Origin of the sequence: Myxococcus sp. CA051A (genome assembly GCF_013336705.1) — a bacterium.
In the GTDB taxonomy this organism is placed as follows: Bacteria; Myxococcota; Myxococcia; order Myxococcales; family Myxococcaceae; genus Myxococcus; species Myxococcus llanfairpwllgwyngyllgogerychwyrndrobwllllantysiliogogogochensis.
The window spans coordinates 331,199-356,848 of the sequence record NZ_JABUMS010000002.1 but is presented as its reverse complement, the minus strand read 5'-3'; the positions used below and the strand labels follow the sequence as shown (position 1 = coordinate 356,848).

Annotated in this window: 18 protein-coding genes; 5 read left to right on the top strand and 13 right to left on the bottom strand. The window is 66.7% G+C overall.

Going from position 1 to position 25,650, the window contains the following annotated elements; genetic code table 11:
- The first annotated feature begins 87 nt into the window (after positions 1 to 87).
- Both HUA74_RS06860 and HUA74_RS06855 read left to right on the top strand, forming a co-directional pair.
- Positions 88 to 4,935, top strand: coding sequence for an NACHT domain-containing NTPase (locus tag HUA74_RS06860; protein ID WP_174453890.1), 4,848 nt, complete (start codon positions 88 to 90; stop codon positions 4,933 to 4,935).
- A 324-nt stretch (positions 4,936 to 5,259) separates the two neighbouring features.
- Positions 5,260 to 5,826, top strand: a complete 567-nt coding sequence (locus tag HUA74_RS06855) for an imm11 family protein (protein ID WP_174453889.1) — start codon at positions 5,260 to 5,262, stop codon at positions 5,824 to 5,826.
- 73 nt (positions 5,827 to 5,899) lie between these two features.
- On the opposite strand, the gene HUA74_RS06850 is transcribed toward HUA74_RS06855, so the two are convergent.
- The 12 genes from HUA74_RS06850 to HUA74_RS06795 all read right to left on the bottom strand — a co-directional run bounded on the left by HUA74_RS06850 (position 5,900) and on the right by HUA74_RS06795 (position 22,089).
- The gene (locus HUA74_RS06850; RefSeq protein ID WP_174453888.1) at positions 5,900 to 7,075 is read right to left on the bottom strand and encodes a hypothetical protein; all 1,176 of its coding nucleotides are present in this window, start codon (positions 7,073 to 7,075) and stop codon (positions 5,900 to 5,902) included.
- 210 nt (positions 7,076 to 7,285) lie between these two features.
- Positions 7,286 to 8,215, bottom strand: a complete 930-nt coding sequence (locus HUA74_RS06845) for a lytic transglycosylase domain-containing protein (protein ID WP_174453887.1) — start codon at positions 8,213 to 8,215, stop codon at positions 7,286 to 7,288.
- 207 nt (positions 8,216 to 8,422) lie between these two features.
- Complete coding sequence (locus HUA74_RS06840) at positions 8,423 to 9,325, bottom strand: hypothetical protein (RefSeq protein WP_174453886.1); 903 nt, start codon at positions 9,323 to 9,325, stop codon at positions 8,423 to 8,425.
- 71 nt (positions 9,326 to 9,396) lie between these two features.
- Positions 9,397 to 10,005 (bottom strand): hypothetical protein, encoded by a 609-nt coding sequence (locus HUA74_RS06835; RefSeq protein WP_141643184.1) that lies wholly within the window; start codon positions 10,003 to 10,005, stop codon positions 9,397 to 9,399.
- Between the two features lie 27 nt (positions 10,006 to 10,032).
- Positions 10,033 to 10,650: a hypothetical protein gene (locus HUA74_RS06830; protein WP_141643185.1), complete on the bottom strand. Its 618-nt coding sequence runs from the start codon at positions 10,648 to 10,650 to the stop codon at positions 10,033 to 10,035.
- Between the two features lie 256 nt (positions 10,651 to 10,906).
- Complete coding sequence (locus HUA74_RS06825) at positions 10,907 to 11,548, bottom strand: hypothetical protein (RefSeq protein WP_174453885.1); 642 nt, start codon at positions 11,546 to 11,548, stop codon at positions 10,907 to 10,909.
- Positions 11,549 to 11,649: 101 nt separating this feature from the next.
- On the bottom strand, positions 11,650 to 12,789 hold the full coding sequence (locus tag HUA74_RS06820; protein WP_174453884.1) for a methanobactin export MATE transporter MbnM: 1,140 nt from the start codon (positions 12,787 to 12,789) through the stop codon (positions 11,650 to 11,652).
- Between the two features lie 36 nt (positions 12,790 to 12,825).
- Positions 12,826 to 13,683: an MbnP family copper-binding protein gene (locus tag HUA74_RS06815; RefSeq protein ID WP_141643195.1), complete on the bottom strand. Its 858-nt coding sequence runs from the start codon at positions 13,681 to 13,683 to the stop codon at positions 12,826 to 12,828.
- Positions 13,684 to 13,919: 236 nt separating this feature from the next.
- Complete coding sequence (locus HUA74_RS06810; RefSeq protein ID WP_141643196.1) at positions 13,920 to 14,909, bottom strand: hypothetical protein; 990 nt, start codon at positions 14,907 to 14,909, stop codon at positions 13,920 to 13,922.
- Between the two features lie 221 nt (positions 14,910 to 15,130).
- Complete coding sequence (locus tag HUA74_RS45475) at positions 15,131 to 16,993, bottom strand: sensor histidine kinase (RefSeq protein ID WP_254624957.1); 1,863 nt, start codon at positions 16,991 to 16,993, stop codon at positions 15,131 to 15,133.
- Between the two features lie 359 nt (positions 16,994 to 17,352).
- The gene (locus HUA74_RS06800) at positions 17,353 to 19,134 is read right to left on the bottom strand and encodes a hybrid sensor histidine kinase/response regulator (protein ID WP_174453883.1); all 1,782 of its coding nucleotides are present in this window, start codon (positions 19,132 to 19,134) and stop codon (positions 17,353 to 17,355) included.
- A gap of 207 nt (positions 19,135 to 19,341) precedes the next feature.
- Positions 19,342 to 22,089 (bottom strand): TonB-dependent receptor domain-containing protein, encoded by a 2,748-nt coding sequence (locus HUA74_RS06795; RefSeq protein ID WP_371817219.1) that lies wholly within the window; start codon positions 22,087 to 22,089, stop codon positions 19,342 to 19,344.
- Positions 22,090 to 22,564: 475 nt separating this feature from the next.
- Between HUA74_RS06795 and HUA74_RS06790 the strand changes: the two genes are divergently transcribed.
- A complete protein-coding gene (locus HUA74_RS06790; protein WP_141640473.1) occupies positions 22,565 to 22,798 on the top strand; it encodes a hypothetical protein in 234 nt (77 codons plus the stop codon).
- 59 nt (positions 22,799 to 22,857) lie between these two features.
- Here HUA74_RS06790 and HUA74_RS06785 read toward each other — a convergent pair whose 3' ends face one another.
- A complete protein-coding gene (locus HUA74_RS06785; protein ID WP_046716786.1) occupies positions 22,858 to 23,229 on the bottom strand; it encodes a helix-turn-helix domain-containing protein in 372 nt (123 codons plus the stop codon).
- 569 nt (positions 23,230 to 23,798) lie between these two features.
- Here HUA74_RS06785 and HUA74_RS06780 point away from each other — a divergent pair.
- The gene (locus tag HUA74_RS06780) at positions 23,799 to 24,356 is read left to right on the top strand and encodes a hypothetical protein (RefSeq protein WP_141640472.1); all 558 of its coding nucleotides are present in this window, start codon (positions 23,799 to 23,801) and stop codon (positions 24,354 to 24,356) included.
- A 112-nt stretch (positions 24,357 to 24,468) separates the two neighbouring features.
- Positions 24,469 to 25,602, top strand: coding sequence for a protein kinase (locus HUA74_RS06775; RefSeq protein ID WP_174453882.1), 1,134 nt, complete (start codon positions 24,469 to 24,471; stop codon positions 25,600 to 25,602).
- Positions 25,603 to 25,650: the final 48 nt, after the last annotated feature.

The following is a 25,650-nucleotide window of genomic DNA, read 5'->3' as shown; positions in this document are numbered from 1 at the left end:
CGCCCGAGTCGTGCACTCGGCAGATGAAGAGGATGACTGCCCAAACGCTTCTGGTAAGATCACGGCCAAAGAAAGGGCAAGTGCGATATGGAAATAGCATCTCTATGGCTTGACATCGATGCGCCAGCCGCCACACCGCCAACTGTAACGCGTGAGCAAACGCTACCTTTCGGAAGTCTTCCTTGGGAAATCTTTGAGCGACTTTGCTTTCGCCTCGCACACCGGGGTGGTGACGTCGAGGACGGGCGCATTTATGGTGAACGCGGTCAAGCGCAAGAAGGGATTGATTTGTATGTGCGGCGCACAACCGGAAGCTACGAGACCTGGCAGTGCAAGCGATATCAGGAATTCACAGCCACTGAACTCGCAGCAGCCGTCACGAAGTTTCTCGATGGAGACTGGGCCAAGCGCAGCAAGGTTTTCAAGCTTGCAGTCTCGGCGAGTCTCAACAGGAGCGAACTCGCCGAAGAGGTCGAGAGGCAACGCGTTCGATGCAACGCATCCAATATTACTTTCGAGCCATTGGATCGCAACAGCCTATCAGACATACTAAAGGAACATCCTGATTTAGTTGACGACTTCTTCGGTCGACCTTGGGTCGAGGCGTTCAACGGGCATGAGGCCGCAACTGCCCTTGCCGGACGGAAACTCAGCCGCGAACAGAGACTCAATGCTCGTCGGTTTCTCCAAGTCCTTTACACTACACACTTCCAGATCGTCGATGGCGGCATCCCTGCGGCGGCGCCGGCCTTTCGCGGTGCAGTAAGGCGACTGCCCGTGTTCGAGCGCTATGTCGAGCCAGACGTTGAGTTGATCGAATTCATTGTCGAAAACCGCCAAGCGCCGACCCCTCACCCAAGCGGTGATGCATCATTTTCGAACGCCTTTCGCCGGCGGGAGGTTCGGACAAAAGTACCCTTGTCGGCTGGATTGGCAATGAGCGACCGTTTTCTCCTGCTTGGCGGCGCAGGCTACGGGAAAAGTGCTGCCTTGCGCGTACTAACTCATTCCCTCTTGAGCGACATAGCAAGGCTTCCCGCCGTCGCGAAGGCATGGGGTCAGCGACTGCCATTACTTCTGCCTTTTGCTTTTCTCACTCGGCATTTTGCGGAGAACAGCTTCGCCTCGATAGAGAGCGCACTCAACGCATGGCTGAAGGTGCTTGGCGCCAAGAGCAACGTTCTGGCCCTACTCGAGGAAATGCTAACAGATGAACGTCTGCTCCTCCTCGTAGATGGCCTCGACGAGTGGCAGAATCGCGAGGCGGCCGTTACGGCACTCACTGCGCTAACTGCCTACGCGCAAACACGTCGCCTACCTTTAGTCGCGGCTGGAAGACCATTGGGGTTCGAGCGAATTAGCGACTTCGGCCTTGAATGGAAGCGTGCAAATCTACTGCCCCTCGCACCTAGTCAACAGCGGGAATTCGCGACATGGTGGTTCAAGCACTTTCATGAAACTGAGGCGTCCCTAGATGTGGTTGCATTAGAACAGGCTGTTACTAGGGACGCGGCTGAATTTGCAGATGAGTTGTCCGAAGACCCAGAACTTTCAGAATTGGGCGGAGTTCCACTCCTGCTGTCAGTCATGATTTATCTCCGGCTATTGGGAAGAGTCCTGCCGCACAGTCGACTGGCAGCCCTTGAAGAACTTGTGAAGGCGCTACTTGAGGAACAGCCACTCCGACGTGCGCAAGCAGCAATGCAACGTGGAGACCAATCGCTCGCCCGCTCGCCTCGCATACGTCGCGGCATTGAATATCTCGCATATCGGATTCACCAAGAGCCGAATTCCCTCGTGCTCCCAAATGACCGCGCGGCACAATTGTTGCGCGACTATTTTCACATCGATCTAGAGCTTCCCGTCAGTGAAGCGGAGGAGTGGGCGACCCGCGTAGTGGATTTCGGGCAGCATGAATTCGGTGTGCTTGTCCCTCCGCAAGAAAACCACGTCGGTCTACTACACCGAATTTTCCAAGAGTATCTCGCTGCCAAATACCTCTCCAGGCTTTCGCTCAACACGGTGAAGAGGTACTGCGCGGAGACTGGCCATAAAGGGCCATGGCACGAGGTGACTTTGACACTGCTCCAGTTGCTTGATCGACAGGATGACGTCGACCTTCTGATCGAGGAACTCCGTAAGCCAGTAGCAAACTGCCTCGGAGAATCTGGACAACAAGTCCTGCTCGCGCGTGTCGCCGTCGCCGACACTAATTGTTCGCGAAACAAAGCACGCGAAATAGTCTCCCAGGTGTTCACATGGCTCGAATGTGGGCGATGGATGCCTCTGCGCCTTGCATTGGTGCAGGAAGTAGCAGTTGGCTTACAGTCCGAAAAGGTCGGGACATTGGTGGCCTCCCGTGCGGCACGATGGTTTCCAGGGCGGCTTCGGTGGCTGCACGAGGTTCCCAAAGAAGCGGCAAAGCGCCCCACCACTGAAACGGCTTCAGATCTGTTGATTGCGCTGCATAACTGCGACAGCCGCTACGATTATCGTGCGATCGCCGAGGCTTTGGCAACATTCTCCGAAAGATCGCCAGAGCTGGCCGACAATTTCTTGTTAATCCTAAGAGAGCCTGCTGAGCCAGAGTTGATGGCTGCCGCCCTGCATGCTCTTGCTACAGGCTGGCCTACACACGCGGCTTTGCCTGCCCTCGTGGAAACTGCCAGTAAGGCACCAGCGCGGGAACTTCGATGCGTTGCATTGCTGACGCGCTTCAATCGCGGAGATCGTTCGTCCGAAGTCCGCGATGGATTGAGGGACTTCTGTCTCGAGGGCCAGTGGCTTTGGCCTTGGGAGGAAGAGGCCGTTACAGCACTAGCTACCGGTTGGCCCTGCGACCCAGAGCTTAAACATGCTGCTTTGGACCGCATTCGCGGCGTTCGGCATCCTGGGTCTTGGGCTGTGAATCCAGCCGTTGGCTATCTTCTTCAGGGGTGTCCAGGCGACGATGATGTTGCCCGAATGGTGGCGACCCAACTGAGCTTAGACAGCAGCGACCATGACAGACTGGACTTCACCGATTCTCGAGAGGCTCTGCTGAAGGGGTTCGCCAAACATCCACTTGTGGTGCCAGCTGCAGAAGCGTGGTTGGACAAAAACGCTCCGACTCACTATTCGCCAATGAGAGTCTCATTAATTGCCCAGCTCGGCGGCACATCAAAATGCCGACTGGCCCTGCTGGACTGGCTGCGACGCGGTTCATCTATGCCAGGATGGATCATCTCCACACTTTTACAGATGTCGGCACCTGACGATGCCGACCTTCAATCTGTGCTTGCCGCGTATATGCACGACCCGCAGCGGCGCTCAGAAGCGATCCAGTGGCTAGCCGAGGTCGTCCGTGAACCGAAGGAACTTGGCCTGATGCTCCGAGAGGCTCTGCACGGCAGCAATATTCACGCCTCACTCTCTGCTCTGACGATGCTCGTGGATAGAGAAGGGCGTGATGCACCGGATCTTTGGGCAACCGTCCAGGCAAAGCTTGAGAACGACGAAAGAGGACATTATTGGCGGCTTGGGCACCGAAGCCTGCTAAGGATTTGGCCGGAGAACCCGACAGTACAACAATTAGCAAAATCAACCCTCTACACGGAGGACATGTCACTATCTGCCTTGTATGAGTCTTATGGAAGCGATCCTGAAATACGTCCCCTTCTTGACCGCACTCTGCAGGTGCTGCATGAGGATCTCCGACTCGAATTCGCCCGTGCCACGGAACCATTAGCGCGGAGAGGGGTACCGTCAGCAGTTGCGCTCATGACGGAATTCAAACACGAGCCCAACGGCGAAGCGCGCACGATTGCTGCGCGGGCATGTGCGCGAGCCTGTTTCCGAGCTGGACGCCATGTGCCTGAGATGGCTACGGTTTTTCGCCTTGAACTCACGAGCAGTTCCTACATTGACGGAGCGAAGCGACAGCAAGCGGCCGTCGCTGGCTTACTGGAGCTAGGCCGGGCTGACCTCGTGGCTGAGCAGCGCGAGGATGGAAGACCGCTGCAGTTAACCACGCACTCCGATGGACACCACAACTGGGCGTTTGTGGCTACCGTTGTAGAGCATTGGGCATCCTTGGCCGCAGCTATGCCGGACATATGGACACGATTCGACCACTCACCCGTGATTGCTAGCGAACTTGCGAAGGCCGGGAAAATCGCTCACGCGCTTAGCCAAACCCAGGTATTCGAAGACGCAGTCAGAACGAGAGCGCCGGTGATGGTGGAGCATGTGCGGGCACTCATTGCATTACATGGCCACAGCGCGATGTTGCGAGATCTGTTCATCGCACGCCTTCAGCACTATCTGCCCGGCCGCCACAACTCCATGATGACTACAGAAAGAACGGCCTATTATGCTATGACTTCTTATCTCGCCGACCATTTCCATGGAGATGAATCTGTCGGACAAGCGATGCTTGCTATCGCCAAGTCCCTAATGATTGGCGATGCTGGCCTGATAGCCCTGTGTCGCGGATGGCCTGATTCGCCGCCGATCGCTGCGGCTGTGGCAACGCTTTCAACGCTGATCGATTCCGCCGAGCCATTCGCTGCTTGGTTGTTTGCATCCAAGGCAGACGCAGATCTCATGAGCAAGTACCTCATGCGTTATCCGGAAAAGCTTAAACGAAACTACTTCGGAGTAGCGCTGGATGGAATTGCAGCAGTGCGGGCCCGTCTTGAATCGGACCGTCACTGTCGGGAAGTCGTTTTCAATGAGCTCAGGACAATCACCGAGCCGTATACATTGATTGTTTTGACTAAGCTTCTCGCACCCTCCATGCGGAGTGATCCGGCGTTTCGGACTTGGGCTTCAGAACAGTTGCGCGTTGGTCGAGAACGCAGGGGCCCTCTTTGTCCGCTTGCTTTTGATGTATTGGGAAATACAGTCAAGCCTGTCGAGTTCGCGTTCCTTGAGGCCATACTCACACGAGACTGACATGGCAATCACAGCGGGCCGGCCTACTCCAACACGGCGTCTAGTCCTGCCTTCCTGAATGAAGCCAGGAAGGATGGAAGATCTACTGAAGAGTGGCGATTAGGAGCGCATGGAGCGCGGGGAACTGCTGATGGGGGCTGGGTGACGGATGGGATCTTCTGATCCGCCTTGCAAGCCTTGGCAATGGACCTCAAGGGGCCCAGGGGATTCGATATCGTGCGTCCCTGCAATCAGCACTCAGACGATTGGCCAGGGAAATCGCCACACGCGGCACGGAGCTGAACCTGCTCGTCACCCGAAGAGCCACACCCTAGATTCCCGCCCATGTCCCGGCGCTTCTTCGAATTGCACGACGATGTCCAGGTACCTGGACGCTGGCATCTGGATACGCCCGCCGACAACAAGGGCCGCGAGGTGCGCGACCCGGACCGATTCAGGCAGGGCACTCCCGTCCAGGTGAAGGGGCGCCTGAAAATCCCCATCGAAGAGCCAGGCCAACCGTTGGACTTCACGGAGGCAGGGCTGCGCATCCCGGTCGTCCACGTCAAGGTGGCGGCCCTCTTCACGGAGCTGGCTCCCGGAGACGTGCAACTCATCCCCGTGGACATCGATGGTCACCCGGACCAGTACCTCTTGCTGGTAGCAACCCATCTCATCCGTTGCATCGACGAGAAGTCCTCCCGCATCCAGTTGTGGATGCATGAAGATGGAGTGCCCGAGAAGGTGGGGCACTACGCTTCTGTGCGAGATTTGCGCATCGACAAGACACGAGTAGAGAACGCCAGAGTGCTCAGGCCCGAGGGTTGGACGGGCGCCCTCATCGTCTCGGAGGAGATCAAGACCGCCCTGGAGCGCATGAAGGCCACAGGAGTGAAGTTCACGGAGGTGTAGCCTCCGCACCCGTGACGCACGATGCGCCCTCCCCGCCCGGACGACATGCCGGACGGGGAGAGGTCACCCGACCTCAGCGACCGTCGAAGTAGCAGAAGCCGTAGCCCCGGTCTCCACCGCCACCCGACAGCGGGTAGTAGATGTAGCCCAGCTCCTCGCCCGCTCCGCACTCGGAGCGAGCGCGCGCATAGCGGTGGCACGTCGCCACCGCCGGGCCCGCCGCGCCATCCGCGTCGAAGCAGGTGCCACGCGCACCCTCCACACCACAGAACTCGGTGAAGGAAGAGGACGTGCACGCCTCGCCAATCAGCGCCGTATCGAACGCGAAGCCAATCGGCTCCAGCACCGACTGCTCGATGCACAGGCCGTACACACCACACACCGTGCCCGTGGGGCACCCCGGGTTCGGCGCCATGAAGTCACACGTCTTCAGGCACTGCGCGTTGTCGCTGAGCAGGTCCGTACACGCGAAGCCCTGCTCGCAGTCCGTCGTCGTCAACGCGTACTCGCTCTCCGCGGGCGTCGCCGTGCAAACCTCGCCCTGCGTCTTCGTCCCCAGCGCGCGCTGCAACGTGCCGTCCGTCGCCGCGTAGTCATCCGCGACACACGCCGTTTCCGGCAGGTTCGACGTCAGCGAACCCTCGCGCGGATCACACCCGCCCGGACGCACCGTGTTCCACGTCGCGAAGCGAATCCACCGGCACTCGCCACCCGACACCACGGACGAACCCGTGTACGGGCCCGAGGTGGGCGTCGCGAGCACCGACTCGCGCAGCACCACGTTCGACAGCGCCCCCACCGTCTGCTGCGGCGACACCTGCAGCGCGAGCAGCAGCGCGCCCGAATCGGCGACGAACAGCTTCTGCGCCGTCGTGCCCATGTCCTGGTAGCCGAAGACGCACTGCTCACACGTGAAGGTGTTCGCCCCGCCCTGCGACAAGTCGTACAGCCCCGGCTGCGTGTTCATGTCCAGGCGGATGCGCACCTCGTCCCGCTGCGCACCTCCGATGTTCGAGAGGTCGCCACGGAACGTCGGCTGCCGCTCGTACTGCACCGGCGTCAACTCGATGCCGTTGAACAGCTCACCCACGGTGACTTCCGTACAGCCCGCAGGCGGCGTGAGGAAGCGCGCCTCCTGCTCGGCGGCACGAATCTCCGCCTGCTCCGGCGCGGGCTCGTGCGCCTCCTGCCCACAGCCGATGAGCCCCGAGACAAGCACCGCACCCCACCATCCATTGATGGACTTCATTCCGTCGTTCTCCCGTTGCAGACGACCGCGCCAGGGCGGTCGACCAGGCGTGTCCCTGGTTCACGCTGAGTAGATGCAGCCGATTGACAGGTGAAATCCGATGTCACTCAAGCCGCACACCCGATGAACGAGAATCCCGGGGGAAAGTCGCGAGCGCACCCCTGTCATTCTCGCGTGTCAGGGGTGCGTGGAATGGTGGGCGGGAGCCGCTCACGCCGGAAGCGTGCCTTCGCCCGTGGAGAGGGTGTTCATGAAGTCCTTCACCTTCGTCACGTAGGTCGCGTCGCCGGTGCCCGCGGGAATCGCGTTCGCGTTGTTGCGGTCCACGCCGTTCGGCCCGGAGTTGTAGGCGCGCAACGCCAGGTCCCAACCTCCGAACTGCTCCTTCATGTCCTTCATGTAGCAGGCGCCCGCGAGGATGTTGGTCTCCGGGTCGGAGAGGTTCTTCCCCTCCAGCTCGGGGTGCTTCGCCTGCAGCTCCTTGAAGGTGTTGGGGTTCACCTGCATCAGGCCGGTGTCCGTCAGGCCATTGCCGCCGTTGGTGGAGATGGCATCCAGGTTGCCACGCGACTCCTGCCAGATTTGCGCCGCCAGCATCTCGGCGGGCACGCCCGTCTTGGCCGCCGCGGACTCGATGGTGCTCCGCAGCTTCTCCAGGCCCGGAGGCAGGTTGCCACCCAGCTTCTTCCCGCCCTCGACGCTCGGCGCGGCACCAGGGCTCGCCGCCGCGCTGGGGCTCGCCGCCGCGCTGGGAGCCACCGGGCTGGGATTCAGGTCCAGGGGAGGCCGTCCCGAGGACGCCTGCGGAGAGAAGCCACTGTCACCGAAGCACGACCCCTGGGACGTGCCCTTGGAACCTTGGGGCGCCTGCACGCCGCCCTTCTCGGCGATCTGCGACATCACCTGCACGAGCGTGTTCATCACCGACAGGGTGCTCTCCAGCAGCTTGCCCAGATGCGCCTTCCCCCCACTGCCCAGGTCGAAGCCGTCCTGCTGGAGCGCGGCCAGGCCGGGAGCCAGCTTCACGCCCGAGCCCACCGACGGACTGAAGGAGGAGGACTCCACGCCGCCGCTGCGAAGAGGCGAGGCGCTGGGACGGGAGACAGGCGTGGCGGCGTTGTGCAGGGGAGCGATGCTCATGACGAGACCCTCGGGGGATGGGAGGCGGATTGATGCGACCCAGGACCCCATAGCAGCGCGTGTGCCAGCTCCCGCGATGAGGCGAGAGACAGACAACCCATGGATTTTCCAAAGAGGCGCGGGCCCTCGGATGACGCCAGCGCAGCGCACCCTGATGACGGCTGTCATCAGCCGATGGTCCGCGTCATCAGGGACGAGCTCAGCCCATCACTCCGCCGCGACTCGAGCTCCCGTCGAGGGCGGCACGAGGATGTCCATCCACTCGCCATAGGCCTCCGCGGGCGCGCCGCTCCCCTGGAACTCGCGCACGGAGCTCAGGAACTTCCGCCAGTGGTCCCCCACGACGGCGTCCAGCCAGTTCTCCTGGCTGTAGGCCAGCAGGCTCCCGGCTGCCTGGATGGCCGGGGCGTCCGGTCTGACGGCGAGGACGACAGCGAGCGAGTGGCTCTCCGCGCCAGGTACGCGGCTCGGTGCGGACGAGTCCAGCCGCCAGCATGCCGCCGTGTCTCCGAGCGCCTCCGCCTTCACACACGTGCGGACCGCGTCGTGGAGAGAGGGCCGCGGGCCCGGCTTCCCATAGAACTCCACCGCGACCTCCGCCGCCCGCCGCGCCTTGGGCATCGGCAGCACGAGCCGCGCCTGGCGCAACGATTCGAGCTGGAGCGAGCCCCGCTGCTCCGCGCACGCCTTCACCTGTGCGCCGGCCTCCGGCAACACCTCGAGCACGCGAAAGGCATCGGGACACGTCTCGTACAGGCTGAACTCCACGACGCACTCGAAGCGCGCGAAGCCCTGCTCCCGCTTCGGGAACAGCGACAGGCCAAACTCCACCCGCCACGGCGAGTACCCCTCCGGGCACACCACCTCCGTCCCTCCATACGGCGTCACCATCAGCTCGTCGTGGAACGCCACCAGGTCCGCGCAGGCCCGCTGGCGCAGGGCGAGGAACGTCTCCTTCAGCCATGCCTTCTCCGCGGGCGTGTCGAGCCGACCGCTCAACAGGAACGCGTCATGCACGGTCTCATCCCACTGCCCCAGACAGTCCAGCGGCGGGCGCTTCTCCAGGAACCTGTCGAGGGGCCTGCTCTGGAACTCACGGGGGTCGGACATGCGGCTCCTCGCTCGGGCAGCGGGCTGGAGCCATCATGCAATGCATCACCCACCGCGCGCAGCAGGAGGCCTCAGGGGTACGTCACGCTGAAGGTCGCCGGCCCCTTCAGGAACGTCAGGCCTTCATCGGAGCGACAGCCATTGTCGATGTCCGTGCTCAGGAACGTGGTGGTCCGCACCGCCGTGGCGCCCTGGAACTTCCCGGACAGCACCTTCCCCGTCTGCGTGACGAGCGTCGTCGCGTCCTGCACGGAGACGTGCGACTGGCTCATCAGCACCGTGGACGTCTCCGTCGTGTTCCACGTCACCACCTGCCGTCCTGCGCCCGCTCTCGCCAGGTCCGCGCAGGAGATGCCTCGCACCAGGCTCGGTGCCTCCGAGCCCAGCGTCGCCGACGTCACCGCCGAGCCGAGCACCGTCACGCAGTTGCTCACCGTCGCCTGGAACGACACCGCGCTGTCCCGAGGCGACACCTTCACCCCCGTTCCGTACTTCGCCTCGCCGTGTCCGATGGGACAGGTGATGAGCACCTTCTCCGGAGGCCGCTCAATCGTCATGCCTCCGGACTCCTGTCCCTCCAGCGTCCCACGGCCCTGGCGTCCTCCTCCGTCCCCACAGGCCAGCGGCCCACAGAGCCCGACGAGCACGAGCCCCCTCACACCCCATGACGTCGCACGCATGAGCACCCTCCTGATTCGTCCAACGACTCACGTCATCGTGCGGATGAGCTCGAGCGTGGACGGCCCGCTCAGCCAGATGAGCCCGCCCGGCGACGCACAACCCTTCTCGATGTCCGAGTTGAGATACGTCACCGTCCAGATGGCCGTGGCCTCCGCGAAGGCGCCCGACTCCACGGTGCCCGTCAGCGTGAAGACCGTCAGCGGCCCCTGCGCCAGCTCCCGCGACTGACTGAACACCAGCGTGGACGTCTCACCCGTGTTCCACGTCACCACCTGGCGCACCGTGCGCGGCGTCAGCAGGTCCGCGCACGAGTAGCCCGCGAGCAGGCTCGAGTCGAGCGGCAGGCGCGCGGACACCACCGAGGACGCGGGGATGGTCACACAGTTGCTCAACGTCGTGGCCCCCGCCACCGTCACGTCCTTCGTCACCTCGCTGAGCCCCGGCAGGTACGACGCCTGGGTGATGCCGACAGGACAGGTGACGACGACGGGCCCCGGACTGTCGGAGCGCGGCGGGGCCACAGCCGCCCCGGGCTCCCGGGGCTCGTGCCCCTCCTCGCCACTCTCCGCCGACACATCAAAGGTCGAGGTGAGGGCGAGTGCGGAAAGAAGGACCACCACCGCCGCCGACAGACTTCTGCGCATTGCCGCTCCCGATAACGCTTCCGTTGCCGAGATAGGGAGCCACCGCGCACACGCCCATCCGCGAAATACGACAAGGGACGCTGGGAGACGCTCACACCTCCCCGCGAGCACGGGGCGGTGTGCCGCACCTCGCACGGGAAATGTCGGACACCAACGTCCACGCCCGGCCTGTCGGAACGGACACAGCCGCGCGCGAGTGCGGCGTCGTGAGGCCATGAGCGCGCCACCACGACACCGCCTCACGCGCCCAGCGGATTCAGAGCAGCTTCGTCAGGGTGAGCGTCGTGAGGCCAGAGAGCGAGGTGAGCCCTTCGGGGGACGCGCAGCCATCCTCCAAGTCCAAGGTGACATAGGTGATGGTCCGGACCGCGGTCGCGTCGATGAACTTCCCGGAGAGTACGGTGCCCGTCAGCGTGAAGACGGACAGCGTGCCTTGCACGCCCACGCGAAGCTGGGTGAAGACCATCGTCGAGGACTCCCCCGTGTTCCATGTCACCGTCTGGGTGACCGTCCTGGGCAGCAGCAGGTCCCCGCACGAAAAGCCCTGCACCACGCCCGACGTCAGGCTGCTGGTGCCCGATGTCACCGGGTCACCCAGCACCGTCACGCAGTTGCTGAAGGTCGCCTGACCCGACACCGTGACATTCTGGGGCGTGTTCTTCAGCCCCGGCGAGTAGGAGGCCTGACTCGTTCCCACCGGACAGGTGACGAGGACGAGGCCCAAATCCAGCGCCGCCTCCGAAGTCTCCGCCGAGGAGCCCTCATCTGGTGCCGTGAGCACGCGCTCTTCCACGCCACCACACCCGAGCATCAGCAGGACACACGCCTTCAACAGACACGCCGTTCGTCGCATGAACGCCTCCGTGAATGAGGCGTCCAGCGTATCCAGCGAGTCCATGCGAGCCGGCCCCCTGCCCCACGGGAACAGGCGACCTTCCGCTACGCGACAGGCCGAGCGTTGGCCACGCGATGCTCCTCACCCCGCAGCCAACCCCGCAATCACTCCCACGGGTTCGCGAACCGCGCGTCGCGCGTGAACTCCACATCCGTGAGGCTCTTGAGGAACGCCACCAGGTCCGCGCGCTCCGACTCCGTCAGCTCGAACGGCCGCACCAGCGGGTCCTTGTTCGGGTTCGCCCGTCCATCTCCCACGAACGGCCCCTCCGTCACGTTGCGCCCACCGGCCACATAGTGGTCGATGACCGCCTCCAGCGTGGCGATGCTGCCGTCATGCATGTACGGCGCCGTCAGCTCCACGTTGCGCAGCTGCGGCACGCGAAAGCGCCCCTGGTCCTCCGCCCGCTGGGTGAACTCGAACAGGCCCGGGTTGTCCAACGGGTACGCGCCCTTCCCGTCCACGTCGTACAACCCGTTGTTGAAGAACTGCATGTTCGGCAGCACAGAGTCCTTCGAGCGGAACGAGTTCGAGAGGTGCCTCCCGCTGTGACAGTGGTAGCACTCCGCGCGCTCGCCAAAGAACAGCTCCATGCCCCGCCGGGCCTCCGGCGTCAGCGCCTCCCGCTCCCCTTGCAGATAGCGGTCATACGGCGAGCCGCCCGACAAGAGCGTGCGCTGGAACGACGCCAGCGCCTTGACGATGGTCTCCCGGTCCACCGGCTCCGCCGCGTCGGGGAACGCCGCGCGGAACAGCTCCGGATACTTCACGTCGTCCCGCAGCCGCTGGAAGACCTCCTCCAGCCGGGGCGTCACACCCAGCTCCGTGGGGAACTCGTTGAACAGCGGCACCAGCGCCTGGGTCTCCAGCGTCTCCAGCAGCGGGTTCGCCCAGGTGTACGTGGCCAGATAGGCCACGTTCGCCAGCCCCGGCGAGTTGCGCGCGACGTGGTCCCCCGTGGAGCCCCGGGGCGTCGGCTTCCCATCCGAGAACGCCCGCGCCTGCTCGTGGCAGCTCACGCACGCCATGGTGCCGTTGCCCGACAGTCGCTTGTCGTGGAACAGGTGGCGCCCCAGCTCCACCTTCGCGTCCGACATGGGGTTGTCCGCCGGAACGAAGGGCTCCGGGAAGCCCGCGGGCAGCTTCCACGCATAGGGCGTGGGAGGCGGCGAGCCTTCATCGCCCCCGCAGCCGACCAGCAACAACGCGCCCAGCGCGGCGCTCACCTTCCATGCGCGGAACATCTGGCACTCCTCGTTCACTCGCCGCGGGACAGGGCTTCAGCGGACCCGGAAGAACGTCGTCGGCAGCGCCTTGGGGCGGCCATCCGCGGTCAGGCCGAACTGCGAGAGGAACCCCGGGCACTCCGGGTCCGTCGCCCCCGACATGCACCCCGGCATCATGTCCGTCGTTCCATCCGGGACACGATTCACGTCCAGCTCCGAGTACAGCCCCGCCAGGTCCAGGACGACCTGATTGGCCTCCGGGTCGAAGCCCGCCAGGGTGATGGTCGCCTGGTTGTCCGCCGCACAGGTGAAGCCGTCCGGCACCGAGCCCCGACACCCCGAGGCCCCCATGTGGAAGTAGAAGCTCTCGTTCGCGCGGGAGCGGACGTCCAGGGCCACGAACTTGTAGCCCCCCTGCCAGCTCCACCACATGGGCGCCACGTTGAGCGGCGCGCGCTCGGCCTCCGCATCCAGGTGGTTCTTCTCCGGCGGCAGGCCCACCTTGAACTCCAGGCCCGTGTAGTCGTCATGCTCCGGCGCGGTGCCCACCACTTCGCGGCGCACCTCGGGGCTGCCCGTGGCGCACGTCCCGGTGCCATCCTCGAAGTCCAGGAGGGCAATCGCATCGCGCTGCCACGTCCCGTCCTGCGCGAGCTTCAGCGCGTGGCGCTCGCCATTGGCGCGCACCAGCGTGACGTCCCGCAGGTACATCTTGAAGTCGAGCAGCTCGATGACGCCCCGCGACGTGCCGATATCCGGGTAGCTGCCGCCGCACGTCAGCGCCTCCTGTCGCACCTGGGGGCTGAAACGCACGGTGTAGGTCTTGTCGCTCTTCTCGTCATCACCGCAGCCCTGCAGGAGCAGGAGGGCGGGCACGAGGGCCCAGGACGCGAGCTTCCGGACGGCGTTCATCGAATCGACCTCCACGGGGCGGATGCGAGGAGCGCACCGCGACGGACTGCAGGGGTACCAGCCCCGGGGAGCAAACGCCGTGTGGCATGTTGTCGCGGCGGGAATGCACACGCGCCCCAGGGTCCTTCGGGGCGGGAACGCCAACGACTCCCGAACATATCGCCGCCCGTCAGCCGGTCGGCCCTGGTGACACCTCGCGGCGCGGGGAGCCGCGGGTCCAGGTCAGCCTGCTCGCACTACGGGCAGGCGCCGCAATCCGACGCGCAGTTGTTCGCGGCGGTCCCCGTGCCGCACTGCTCGGAAATCTGGCACACGCCGTCGCCGCACCGGTAGATGTCCTGGGGACGGATGCGCGTACTGATGGGGCGGTACGGCTTCCCGTTGTACGTGCAGCTCTTGTAGAACCCGCCGCGCAACGGGTCCGCCTGGCAGTGGTCCAGGCAGTTGCCCACGTGCGCAATCGCGGGCGCACACGCGGCGTCACCACTCCAGGACGACAGGCCGCAGGTGCGCACCGTGCTCTCGTCATAGGACAGGTAGCTGGTGTCGTTCGCCGCGAAGAGGCCCTCATTGGCGAAGAGGTTGCCGAAGAAGCACGCCTCCGGCTTGCTGAACAACTGCAGCTCCTCCGGGGTGGAGGGAATCGCCACGTTCGATGCGCCCTTGCCCAGCACGGAGATGTTCACGTGCACGCCGAACTTGTTCGCATGCGCCGCCAGGCACGCGGACACCACCTGCTGCTCCGTCACCGACGCGGGCTGCGGCTGCGAGCCCGCCACGCTCCCCGTCCACGACGGCGCCAGCCCCAACGAGCCCGGCCACGAGTACGTCGTTCCGCCATGGGTGTACGACAGTGTTTGCGTGGGCGACAATGCACAGCGGGCGACATACTTCATCAGCATTTCCGCCTGGGCTGGATTGGCGCTGAACCATGTATTGAACACGCCATTGGTGCTCAGCCCGTTCGTGCTCAACCCGTTCGTCGACAAGCCATTGGTGCTCAACCCGTTCGTCGACAAGCCATTGGTGCTCAGCCCGTTCGTCGACAAGCCATTCGTCGAGACCAGCCCCTCTTCGTGGGTGCCTGTCGACTCGTTCGGCTCGCCATCACCCATCCCCGCGGGGCCACATCCGATAGTGACGCTCAAGAGCGCGGGCAACCCCCACGCCGTCAGTTCTCGAAGGAAGGAAGGACGGGACTCGAAACGGCTGAAGCACTGGCGCATGGGACTGTCTCCGCGTTGGGGGTGACCGCGCGGTTTCTCGCGGCCAAGACAACGGGTAGTGCTTCTCGCCAGGAGCGACAGGTGTACCCACGTGCAATTCTTCCGCTGGGGTCGTGCGTCAGACAGGGACATCGTGAAACGGCTGACGATTCAGCCGTGTATCGACTCACGGTTGACGATGATTCACTGGCCGTGACACACCGCGAGACGTTCTTGAAACATCACCGCGCCGCGCGGCGGGCGTCGCGCGGCAGCGTCACGGTGAACGTCGTGCCGTCCAGCTCCGAGGAACGCACGTCCACGCTGCCACCATGCGCGTGGACAATCTCCCGGACGATGAACAGGCCGAGTCCCAGCCCACCCCGTCGTCGGCCCTTCTCGCGCGCGGCGCCGGCCTGACGGAACGGGTCGAACAGCGTGGCCAGCTGCGGCGCGGGAATGGGCGCGCCGGGGTTGTGGACCTCCACCACCTGGCGCGTCTCATAATCCAGACACCGCAGCAGCACGGGTGCGTCCTGGGCGCCGTGCTCCAGCGCATTACCCACCAGGTTGCTGAGCACCTGCGCCAGCCGGTCCGCGTCCCACAGCCCGTCACAGCGGCCGTCCACGTCGAAGGCGATGTAGCGGTCCGGATGGACCGCGGACAGCTCCTCCACCACCTGCTGACACACGGTGGAGAGATTCGCCGGCGCCACTTGCAGGGGGATGCCGCCGGACAGCCTCGCCCGCGTGAGGTCGAGGATGTCCGAAATCATGGTGCCCATCCGCTCCGCGGACGCTTCGATGCGCTGGGCCATCTGCTGCTGGGTGGAGCTGATGGGGGCGCGGCGCCGCAGGGCCCGGGCGGACAGGGTTATGGCGTTGAGGGGGTTGCGCAAATCGTGGCCCAGAATCCCGATGAAGCGCTCGCGGAACTCCGCCTCCTCCGCCAGCCGCTCCAGCGCGTGCTTGCGCTCGGTGATGTCCATCATCGAGCCAATCATCCGCACCGGCCGGCCCGCCGCGTCACGCGACAGCACGCCCCGGTCCAACACATGGGCCCAGCTTCCGTCATGGCGCAGGAAGCGGTACTCCGCCTGCCACGCGTCCCGGGTGGACGCCACGAAGTCGCGCAGGCCGTCCGCCACCGCGTCGCGCTCGTCCGGGTGCAGCCGCTGCGTCCACCAGCCCAGCTCATGGTCCGCGGCGTCGCGTCCGTAGCCGAACAGCTCCTCCTGTCCGGCATCCCAGCGCACGCGCCCCGTCGCCAGGTCGCAGTCCCACAGCACGTCATGCGTGGCGCGAGCGGCCAGCCGGTAGCGCTCCTCCGCCTCCCGCAGCGCGGACTCCGCCTGCTCGCGCTCGGTGCAGTCCGCCACCACGCCCACCATGCGGTGCGGCCGCTCCGCCTCGTGGAAGCTCTGTCCCACCGCCTCGTACCAGTGCGTGGTGCCGTCCGCGTGCCGACAGCGGAACTTCAGCGTGTAGGCCCCGTCCACCGCCAGCGCCTGTTCGATTCCCCGCGCGACGCGGTGCCGGTCCTCCACCACCACACAGGACAGGAAGCTCGGCAGCGAGGTGCCCAGCGTTGCTGGCGCCTGGCCAAAAAACGCGTCCGCGTCCTGGGACCACGTCACCACGCGCCGCGCCTCCGTCCACTCCCACGCCACCATGCGCGCCTTGGACAGGGCCAGCCGCAAGAGCTCCTCGCGGGCCTGCACGTCCCGGGTGTTCTCCAGCGCCCCCTCCGCGCGCCGCCGGGCCTCCCGCTCCCGCTCCAGCGCGTCGCGCAGCCCCGCCGCGTCCTCCGGTGACGGCTCCAACAGCCACAGCGCCAGGCCGTCGGCCTCCTTGACGCCCACCACCTGGAAGCACGCGTCCAGCCCGTCGCAGGACAGGCGCAACGTCGAGGACAGGGGCACGCCCGTGGCCCAGACCCGCACGCACGCCTCCAGCTCCACGCCGCGCAAGCCCTGCTGCACCCAGCGCGAGACACAGGAGGGCACGCCCCAGTCATGCACGAAGTGCTCGGCCGCCGCGTTGAGCGACGACCACTGGAAGTCGAGCACCTCGCCCGCCGGTCCCCGCAGCGCTTCCAAGCGCATGCACGGTGCGGGACTTCCGGCATGGAGCGACCGTGCCAGGGCATTCCCTGGCAACGACGACAGGCTCACCATCGACTTCCCCCCGGCGCCCAGCACCCCTCCAGTCCACGTGCGGAGACTGGGGCGCGGAACACGCGTTGGTAGAGAGTGCCATGTCCGAGGTGTCGCGAACTTGTCCTCGGGTACAGCGATTGCCGCAGTGCTCACCCGTAAGCACTGTGTGGCTCAAGCCACGTCCTCCCCCACCCCCGACGCCCGGACCGGCTCGCCCCCCGCCCCTCCCGCTTCCGGGAGCAAAGTGCACCGTGGGCGACACCCGCCACTGCCCCACGGGGCAGGAAGGCATCACACCCACCTCCTCAGTCCTGGAGCCGGGGCAGGCGTACCGTGAAGGTGGTGCCGTCCTCCTGCGAGGACACCACGTCCACGCTGCCACCGTGGCCGCGGATGATGTCCCGGACGATGTAGAGGCCCAGGCCGATGCTGCGGCTGGACTGGCCTTCCTTGAGCATGCCTCGCGTCATCGGCTCGAACAGGCGCGACATGAGTTCGGGCGGGATGGGGTCCCCACCGTTGTAGACACTCACCATCGCCTGGCCTGCCTCCGCGAACGTGCGCACCCGCACCGGAGCCTCCGGCGGGCTGTAGGCCAGCGCGTTGGAGAGCAGGTTGGTCAGCACCTGGGCGATGCGGTCCGGGTCCCATTCCCCCCGCACGTCCGGCGCCACGTCCACCTGCACGGGCCGGCCGGGGTGGGCGCCCTGCACCTCGTCCAGCACCTGCGTCACCACCTCCCGGAGGTCCGTGGGTGTTCGGTGCAGGGCGATGCCGCCGCCCAGCCGCGCCTTGGTGAAGTCCAACAGGTCGCGAATCATCCGCGCCGCGCGCTCGCTGGCCTGACCGATGCGCTGCACCGTGCGCCGCTGCATGTCGGACAGCTCGCCCTTCTTCTCCAGGAGACCCACCGACATGGAGATGGCCGCCAGGGGGTTGCGCAAGTCGTGCGACACGATTCCCACCAGCTGCTGCTCGAACTCCGAGCGCCGCCGCAGCTCCTCGTGCACGCGGCGCTCCTCGGTGATGAGGCGCACCTGCTCCAGCGCCTGCGCGCACGCGTGCGCCAGCGCGGAGAAGAAGGCCCGGTCCATCTCCGTGAACAGCCGCGCCCGCGCGAAGGACAGGCCAATGGCCCCCAGCGCCCGCCCCTTCACGAGCAGCGGCAGGGCGATGGCGGACTCGTGGATGCCGTACGCATTCAGGTGCGGATAGCGCCCCTGCCAGTCCTCCAATGAGCCCAGCCAGATGGGCCGCTGCTCGCGCACCGCCTCCGTGAGCGGCACCGGGTTGGACAGGGGGATGCGGCGCCACTTGGCCAGCACCTGCTCGGGGTAGCCCACCGCGTCCACGATTTCGAGCGCGTCCCCTTCGTCATTCAGGAGGTTCACCGCGCCCGCCTTCGCGCCCGCGGCCACCAACCCCTGCTCGAAGAGCGCGCGGCACACCTCCGCCACCGTGCTGGCCTCCGACAGCCGCGCGGTGAAGTCGCGCAGCCGGTCGATGTGGCCCGCCGCGCGGTGCGCCAGCTCGCGCGCCTCCGCTTCCTTCTGTCGCAACAGCTCCGCCTGCGCGCGCACCTGGTGCTGCGCGCGGAACAGCTCCACGAAGACGGTGACCTTCGAGCGAAGCACTTCCGGCGGGAAGGGCTTCTGCAGGAAGTCCACTGCGCCGGTGGAGTAGCCGGTGACGAGCTCCGAGTCATCGCGCCCGTACGCGGTGAGGAAGATGATGGGGACGTTGCGGGTGCGCTCCCGCTGCTTGATGAGGGAGGCCGTCTCGAAGCCGTTCATCCCCGCCATCCGCACGTCCAGCAGGATGACGGCGTAGTCCTCGCGCAGGAGGAAGCGCAGCGCCTGCTCTCCGGAGGACGCCTTCGCGAGCCGCACGCCCAGCGGCTCCAGGATGGCCTCCAGCGACACCAGGTTGGCGGGGTTGTCGTCGACCAGCAGCACGCCCGGAGCTTCAACGCCCACGAGGCCGGTGCTGTCGGGGGACGCGTCCGGCGACTGCGAGGCGCTCGAGCCCCCCTGAGCGCCCGCCGCGCCATGTGGGGGCGTTCCCCGCCACCGCAACCATTCCGCCATCGTCGCTATCCCTTCGTGGAACATGGAGTCTTCACCTGGATGTCGGGGCGGTCCACCGTCGAAGCCTGGGAGTGTCCATCCGACCCGAGGGCAGGCCGGCTCCCATCAACACTCCTCGGCCCGGAATCAAACCGTGCCAGCAGTCTGCTTGTCGGGGTCGCTCACGGGGAGAGACGGCAAGCGTGCGTTATCCATCACTCGCCAGGTTCAGTATCGCCCCTTCGCGCCCAGGATGGGCAGGACGATGGGCAGCCCCACGGCCTCCTTGGAGAGCGGTCGGCCGCCTCCTCCGTCGTACTCAAAGCTCACCGTCTCCTGACTGATGGTGACATTGAGCATGTCCAGGTAGGCCTCCAGGCTGAAGGTCTCGTACACCCACGACTTGGACAGGCGCACATCGAAGCGGAAGAAGGGCGGCAGCCGGTCCACGGAGTCCCGGTCCACCTTCACCCACGACGGCCTGCCGGAGCTGTCCTGTCCCGCGCGGTGGGTCTGCGTGCCCAGCGTTCCGTACTCCGGACGGCCGGTGTTGAAGTGCAGCACGCCCCCCAGGGTGACGCTGTTGGAGAACTTGTAGCTGAGCACCAGGTTGAGCACGTGGGACTGGTCGAAGGCGAAGGGCAGGTCCGCGGAAGCCTCGCCCAGCACGTTGCCCTCCACGTCGTACCGGTAGAAACGCGTGCGCCGGACGCTGCGCTGCAGCGTGTACGAGAGCCAGCCGAACCAGTTGTCGCCCAGCGGATGGCGGACGAGCAGCTCCAGGCCATACGCGAGGCCGTGGCTCTTGAAGTCGGGGAAGTTGATGTCGTCGCGGTTCGGGATGCCCGGGTCCTGGTCCGGCGCGGGCAGCGGGTCCGGGTCATCCACCAGGCCCTCGTCGGAGAAGGGCGTCAGCTCGATGGTCCGCACCAGCGGGTTGACGTAGACGTCCATGCCCAGCTCCAGCCCCTGGAGCGCCTTCCACTCCGCGCCGAACGAGAACTGCGCGCCCTCCTGCAGCCCCAACAGCAGGCTGCCCACGTCCACCACGGGCAGGCTGATGAGTGAAGTGGGCGGCTGGTGGAACAGGCCCGCGGAGCCCTTGAGGACGAGCGAGTCGGTGAGCTGGTGACGCAGGGTGAGGCGCGGCTCCAGCGCGGTGCGGTCGATGCCCGGGGACAGGTGGTAGTTGTCCACGCGAAGCCCCGGCACCACGGACCACTTGGGGGTGGGCTGCCACACCAGCTCCGCCCACGCGCCCAGGAAGGTGGCCAGCGCCACCGGGGCGAACTCGGCGGTCTCCTCGTCCGGGTTCAGCTCGTAGAAGTCGACGATGGCGCGCTTGTGGTCCACGTCGCCGCCCAGCCGCAGGGTGACTTTGGGGTCCAGCGGCGCGGTGTAGCCCAGGCGCGCGGACCAGGTGCCCTGGTCGATGAAGACGGACGTCGCGTCGCTCGGCGGGGTGCTGCTGGTGACGGCGAAGCGGTCCAGGCCCCACGTCGCGCCGATTTCGAACTCGCCGCCGGCCAGCGGGTGGCGGTGCCGCAGGTCCACGCGGTGGAAGATGATGGACTGCAGCGCGGTGTCTCCGAACTCGTCCTGCGCCTCGGAGCCGAACGTGTCCGACGAGCCGAACGCGAACAGCCGCAGCTTGCCCTGCCCCACGTCCTGCTCCACGCGCAGCTGGTAGTCCCAGAAGTCGAGGATGACCTTCGGGTTGAGGCGGCCCGACTGGGGCGGGTCCTGGAGCTTGTTGGCCGCGAGCGCGATGAGCCACGGCGTATAGGAGTAGCGCCCCGCGAGGCTGACGTTGGTGCCGGTGGAGACGAACGGCGTCTCCAGGAAGAAGCCCGCGTTGATGAGGTCCGCGTAGGCGCTGCCGTGGACGCGGTCATCGCGCGGCCTGCTGAGCCGGCCTTCAATCGCCCCGCCCAGCAGTCGCCCGTAGCGGGGCGGCGGTGAGCCCGGGAAGAAGTCGATGGCGTCGATGAAGTCCGGGTGGATGACCGCGGGGCCGAGGAAGAGGTGGAAGAGGATGGGGACGCGGATGCCATCCAGGAAGTAGCCGGTGGCCGCGGGCTGGCTGCCGCGCACCACGGGGTAGGCCACGCCGGACAACATGCTGCTCACGCCCGGCAGCAACATGATGACGCGGAACGGGTCGCCCATGGTGCCGGGCACTTCGCGCAGCTCCGCGTCGTGCAACGTGACGCGGCTGACCTCGGTGCGCTCGCGGTCTCCGCGCACCACCGTCTCGTAGGGATTGATGACGAGCGGCGCAAGCCCGTACACCACCTCCAGCGCCTCCTGCGTCCCGAGCTCCTCGCGGAAGAGGCCGGGCTTGTGGCCGGGCGCGGACACGCGGACGCGATGTCCTCCCGGGGGCCAGCGCGCCTCGAAGCGTCCCTGCGTATCCGTCTGCACCGGCGCGTCCGGCATGCTGTCCGACACCAGCGTGGCACCGACGACGGGGCGCCGGTTGCCCTTGGTGCGCACCAGTCCACGCAAGGTGACGGGGCCTTCGGGGCGCGCATCCTCGGCGACGACGGGCGCCTCGAAGCGGTACTCGAAGGCGAGGCGCACCGGCACCGGCTGTCCATCCACGGTGGCGGGCGAGAAGCGCAGGGACGGCGCGGCGTGCAGCGCGGCTTTGTCCAACAGCGGGTGGACGCCCCGCACCAGCGTGGCGGATTCGACCTCCCCCGCGTCGTCGACCAGCAGCTCCAGTTGGACCACGCCCGAGACACGCTCCGACGCGAGCTCGGGCGGATAGGGCGCGGGGGCGTCTCGCGTCAGCGCGGGGGGAATGAAGACGGGCTCGGCCACGCCTCCATCCGGCGTGACGACCTCCACCGCCCAGCCCGCGTCCGTGCGCGCGAGGCCGACTTCCGCCGCGGACACGCCCGCATCCGCGCTGCCTCCATCCGGCGGTGACGGAGCCTGGGCATGCGCGGGGAGCACCGGCACGAGCAGCACCAGCAGCCACACCGCGATGAGCGCGCGCGAGCCGAGTCCTCCGCGTCGCCTTCCCCGAATCGTTTCCGTCACGTCTGTTCCCGAGGGCCCCTGGATGCATGAGGCCAGGGACGGGGCAGGGTGACAAGCACCCCTCCCGCGAAGCCGTCACCCGCAGAGCAGAAGCAACCGCGAAACCTTCGACTCCGTCCCGGGTTGGACGAAGCGCACCCGCCACGTCACGCACCCGACACGCGCCTTGTCTCCGAGGGAGGGAGGACATGGGCACGGGGGCTCACCAAGTTCCCCGCACTCCGGAGCCCTGCGTCATGAGTCTTTGTCTGTCCCTGTCCTGGTGCCGGCTGGCGTCCACCGCCCTGCCGCTGTCCGCGTTTCCGCCTCGCGACGCCCGCCTGCTCTCCCTGGCTCCGCCGAGTCACTCGGTGGGGGACGCGGCGGCTGCGTGGACGTGGTCTGTCGTCGGGGGGCGTGCGGAATGATCGCCCCACCGTCCATCCATGTCGTGCGCGCGCGCCTGCTCCAACTGCTCTTCGGGTTGCTGCTGGTGTTGGTGGCGCTGAGCTTGATTCCCTCGACCCCGGCCACGCTCACCGCCGAGCAGACGGCGGGGCCCCACGAGGACGCGGCCGTGCTCCGGGAACCCGCCCGGCTCGGGACGATGGGCCCCGAGCGGTGCCCACCCGACACCCTCTGTCTTCCAAGCCGCTGAAGCACGCGTGACGGGCCGCCACGCGCTGTCCGCGCCGATGGTGCGATCTCCCCCCGCGCTCAGCGCTGGGGCAGGATGGCGGCGGCGACCTGGTTCACGAGCTTGAGCTGACCACGCGACATGCGGCGCAGCGTGCGCAGGAGGCGGCGCATCTCCGGCAGGTGGTCCTTGTCCCGCGAGTCCTCCTCCCACAGCGCCGCGCCCACCGAGGCCGCCGTGACGAGCCCCAGGCCCACGTCCGCCGACAGGCGCAGCGCCAGACACAGGCGGAACAGCGTCGGCACGCTGGGCATCATCTTCCCGCGCTCCATCCGCCCATAGACCTCCGCGGCGATGCCGATGCGCTCGGCCACATCCGCCTGCGTCAGCCCCGCGCGCATCCGCGCCGACCGCGCCTCCTCGCCAACGCTCACCGCCAGGCGCCGCTCCAGCTGTTGACGCGATTGTCGGGCGCGGTCGCTCGGCCGCCCCTGGCGTGCCCGGGGTGACTTGCGGGTGGAGGCGGAACCTTCAGGGTGGGTCTTCACCGCATCAACCTTATGAGTACGGGCCGAGGCCCCGGCCTGCACAGGCACAGGCCGCCCTCGGACGCGTGTCCGACAGGGCTTATAACCCAGCAAGTCATCAGGCGAAATACCGATATGCCGGGTAGTCTCCCGGTCCTCCCTGATATCGCGTCCTACCCCCCGACACACCTCTTTTCCCGTCCACCGTCGCCCCCCGAATCCCGCCGAGCCCCCTATGACGGGGCTCCCGCGTGAAACCCAGGAGGTCCAGGACGTGACATGGGACCTTCCACGCGCGGTGGGCCCCTCCTTCCAGGTCGTCCGCGCCCCGACTTCGCGGCTTGACACCTCCCATTCGTAAAGCTGAAAATCAAGACATAGCCTCAAAACTGTTCAGGAGCGGAAGCCTCGCGCGAGGCGGCGCAGGCGAGGCTCGACGTGGCCCGCAAGTTCCTCCAGAACAGCAGTGCTTGCTCGAAGACCGAGGACCCACCATGGCCGGGCACCCCACCGCCGATGAGCTGATGAAGCGTCTGTTGGCCACCCGCGAGGCTGGCGACGCCACCCCCGCGAGCCCGGAGCAGTTGCGCCTGCTGCGCGAGCTGACGCGGGATGCGCCCACCTTCGCGCCCGCGCTGCTGGAGCTGGCGCGACTGCTCCAGCTGGCGGAGGAGCCGGGCGTGGACCCCGAGGTCACCTTCACCGAGGTGCAGCGGCTCCTGGAGCAGTCCGTCTCCGTGTCGCGCCGCAACCCGGCCGCGCTGGTGGAGCTGGGCTACTTCCTGGACGTCATCCGGGGCCGCGAGGACGACGCGATGACGCTGTGGGAAGAGGGCTCGTCCCACGCCCTGAAGACGCTGGAGCAGGCGTGGGCCGGCATGCTGCGCGGCCTGGGCGACACGCGCACGAAGGAGTCCCTGGAGAAGGGGCTGCGGCTGGCGGAGCGCGCGGAGAAGGTCTTCCCTGACTCGCCGCGGCTGCTGGACGAGGTGGAGCTGGTGCGCGAGTACGCGCGCCAGGACGGGCTCATGAAGCCGGCCTCGGAGCCATGAAGCGGCGGATGGAAGACACACTACCCAGGAGGTGACTTCCCGCCGGAGGACGACCATACTCTCCGAGTGAGCCCGCGGGCCCATCGGGTCCGTTCGTCCGAGGAGAGTCGCCATGTCGCCCCCGTCGTCCGACGCCTCCGCCCAGCCGCACGTGCTGCTGCGCTCCGGTCGCGCCTCCTATGAGCTCGTCAAGTCGCTGGGCGCCGCGCACCACGGGGAGTTGCTCCTCGCGCGCCGCCGCTACGAGTCGGACTTCGGTGGCTACGCGGTCATCAAGCGCCCGCTGCGCGCCGAGGCCGCGCACCGGCTCTGGGAGGAAGGCCGGCTCACCGCGCTGCTGCACCATCCCAACGTCGTCAGCGTGCACGACCTCAAGGGCCCGGACGAGGCGCCCGTGCTCGTCTTCGAGCACACCCCCGGCCACCGGCTGGACTCGCTCATGGAGGCCTCCGGCCGCGCCCACCTGCCCTTCACGGAGGGCTTCTCCCTCTATGTCGCCGCCGAGGTCGCGGAGGCGCTGCACCACGCCCACACCCTCACCGACGAGCACGGCCGGGCGCTGCGCGTCGTCCACCGCGACGTCGGTCCCCACAACATCCTCATCACCGAGCACGGCGCGGTGAAGCTGCTCGACTTCGGCGCCGCGTCGTCCGTGCTCTCCGGCACTCCCGAGGGACAGGAGCATCCCACCAGCCTCGCCTACGCCGCCCCCGAGCACGTCGCGCGCCAGGCGTTGGATGGACGCGCGGACCTGTTCAGCCTGGGGCTGGTGCTGCTCCAACTGCTCACCGGACGACACCTCTTCGAGGGCGCGGACCGGTTCGAGGCGGAGCGCCGCCGTCGTCGCGAGCAGGCGCTGTCGTCGGACACGCCGACGCAGGAGCACGCGCTCGACTCGGCCATGCAGGAAGCCGTCAGCGTGGCCGCCGCGCGGGAGCTGCGCCGCCGCATCCGCGCCTACACGCGCGAGGACCTGGAGGACGCGCTGCGCGCGGTGCCCGTGGCCTTCCAGCCGCTCTTGCGAGGCACGCTGGCGCCCGAGCGCGAGGAGCGCTTCGGCACCGGCGCGGAGCTGGCGCGCACCCTGCGGCTGTACGCCCGCCGCGCCGGCCAGGTGTTCGGTCGCGCGGACGCCCTCGCGGAGGTGACGGGCCTGCGCTACGCCGCGCTGCGCGTGCAGGCCGGTGAGTCCCCCGAAGAGGTGCTGGAGGACAGGCTGCTGCCGGAGGAGGACCCCGCAAGCTGAACGCCGCCCACGTCCCATTCCGGAAGCGTGTGCTAGCGAACATCCCCG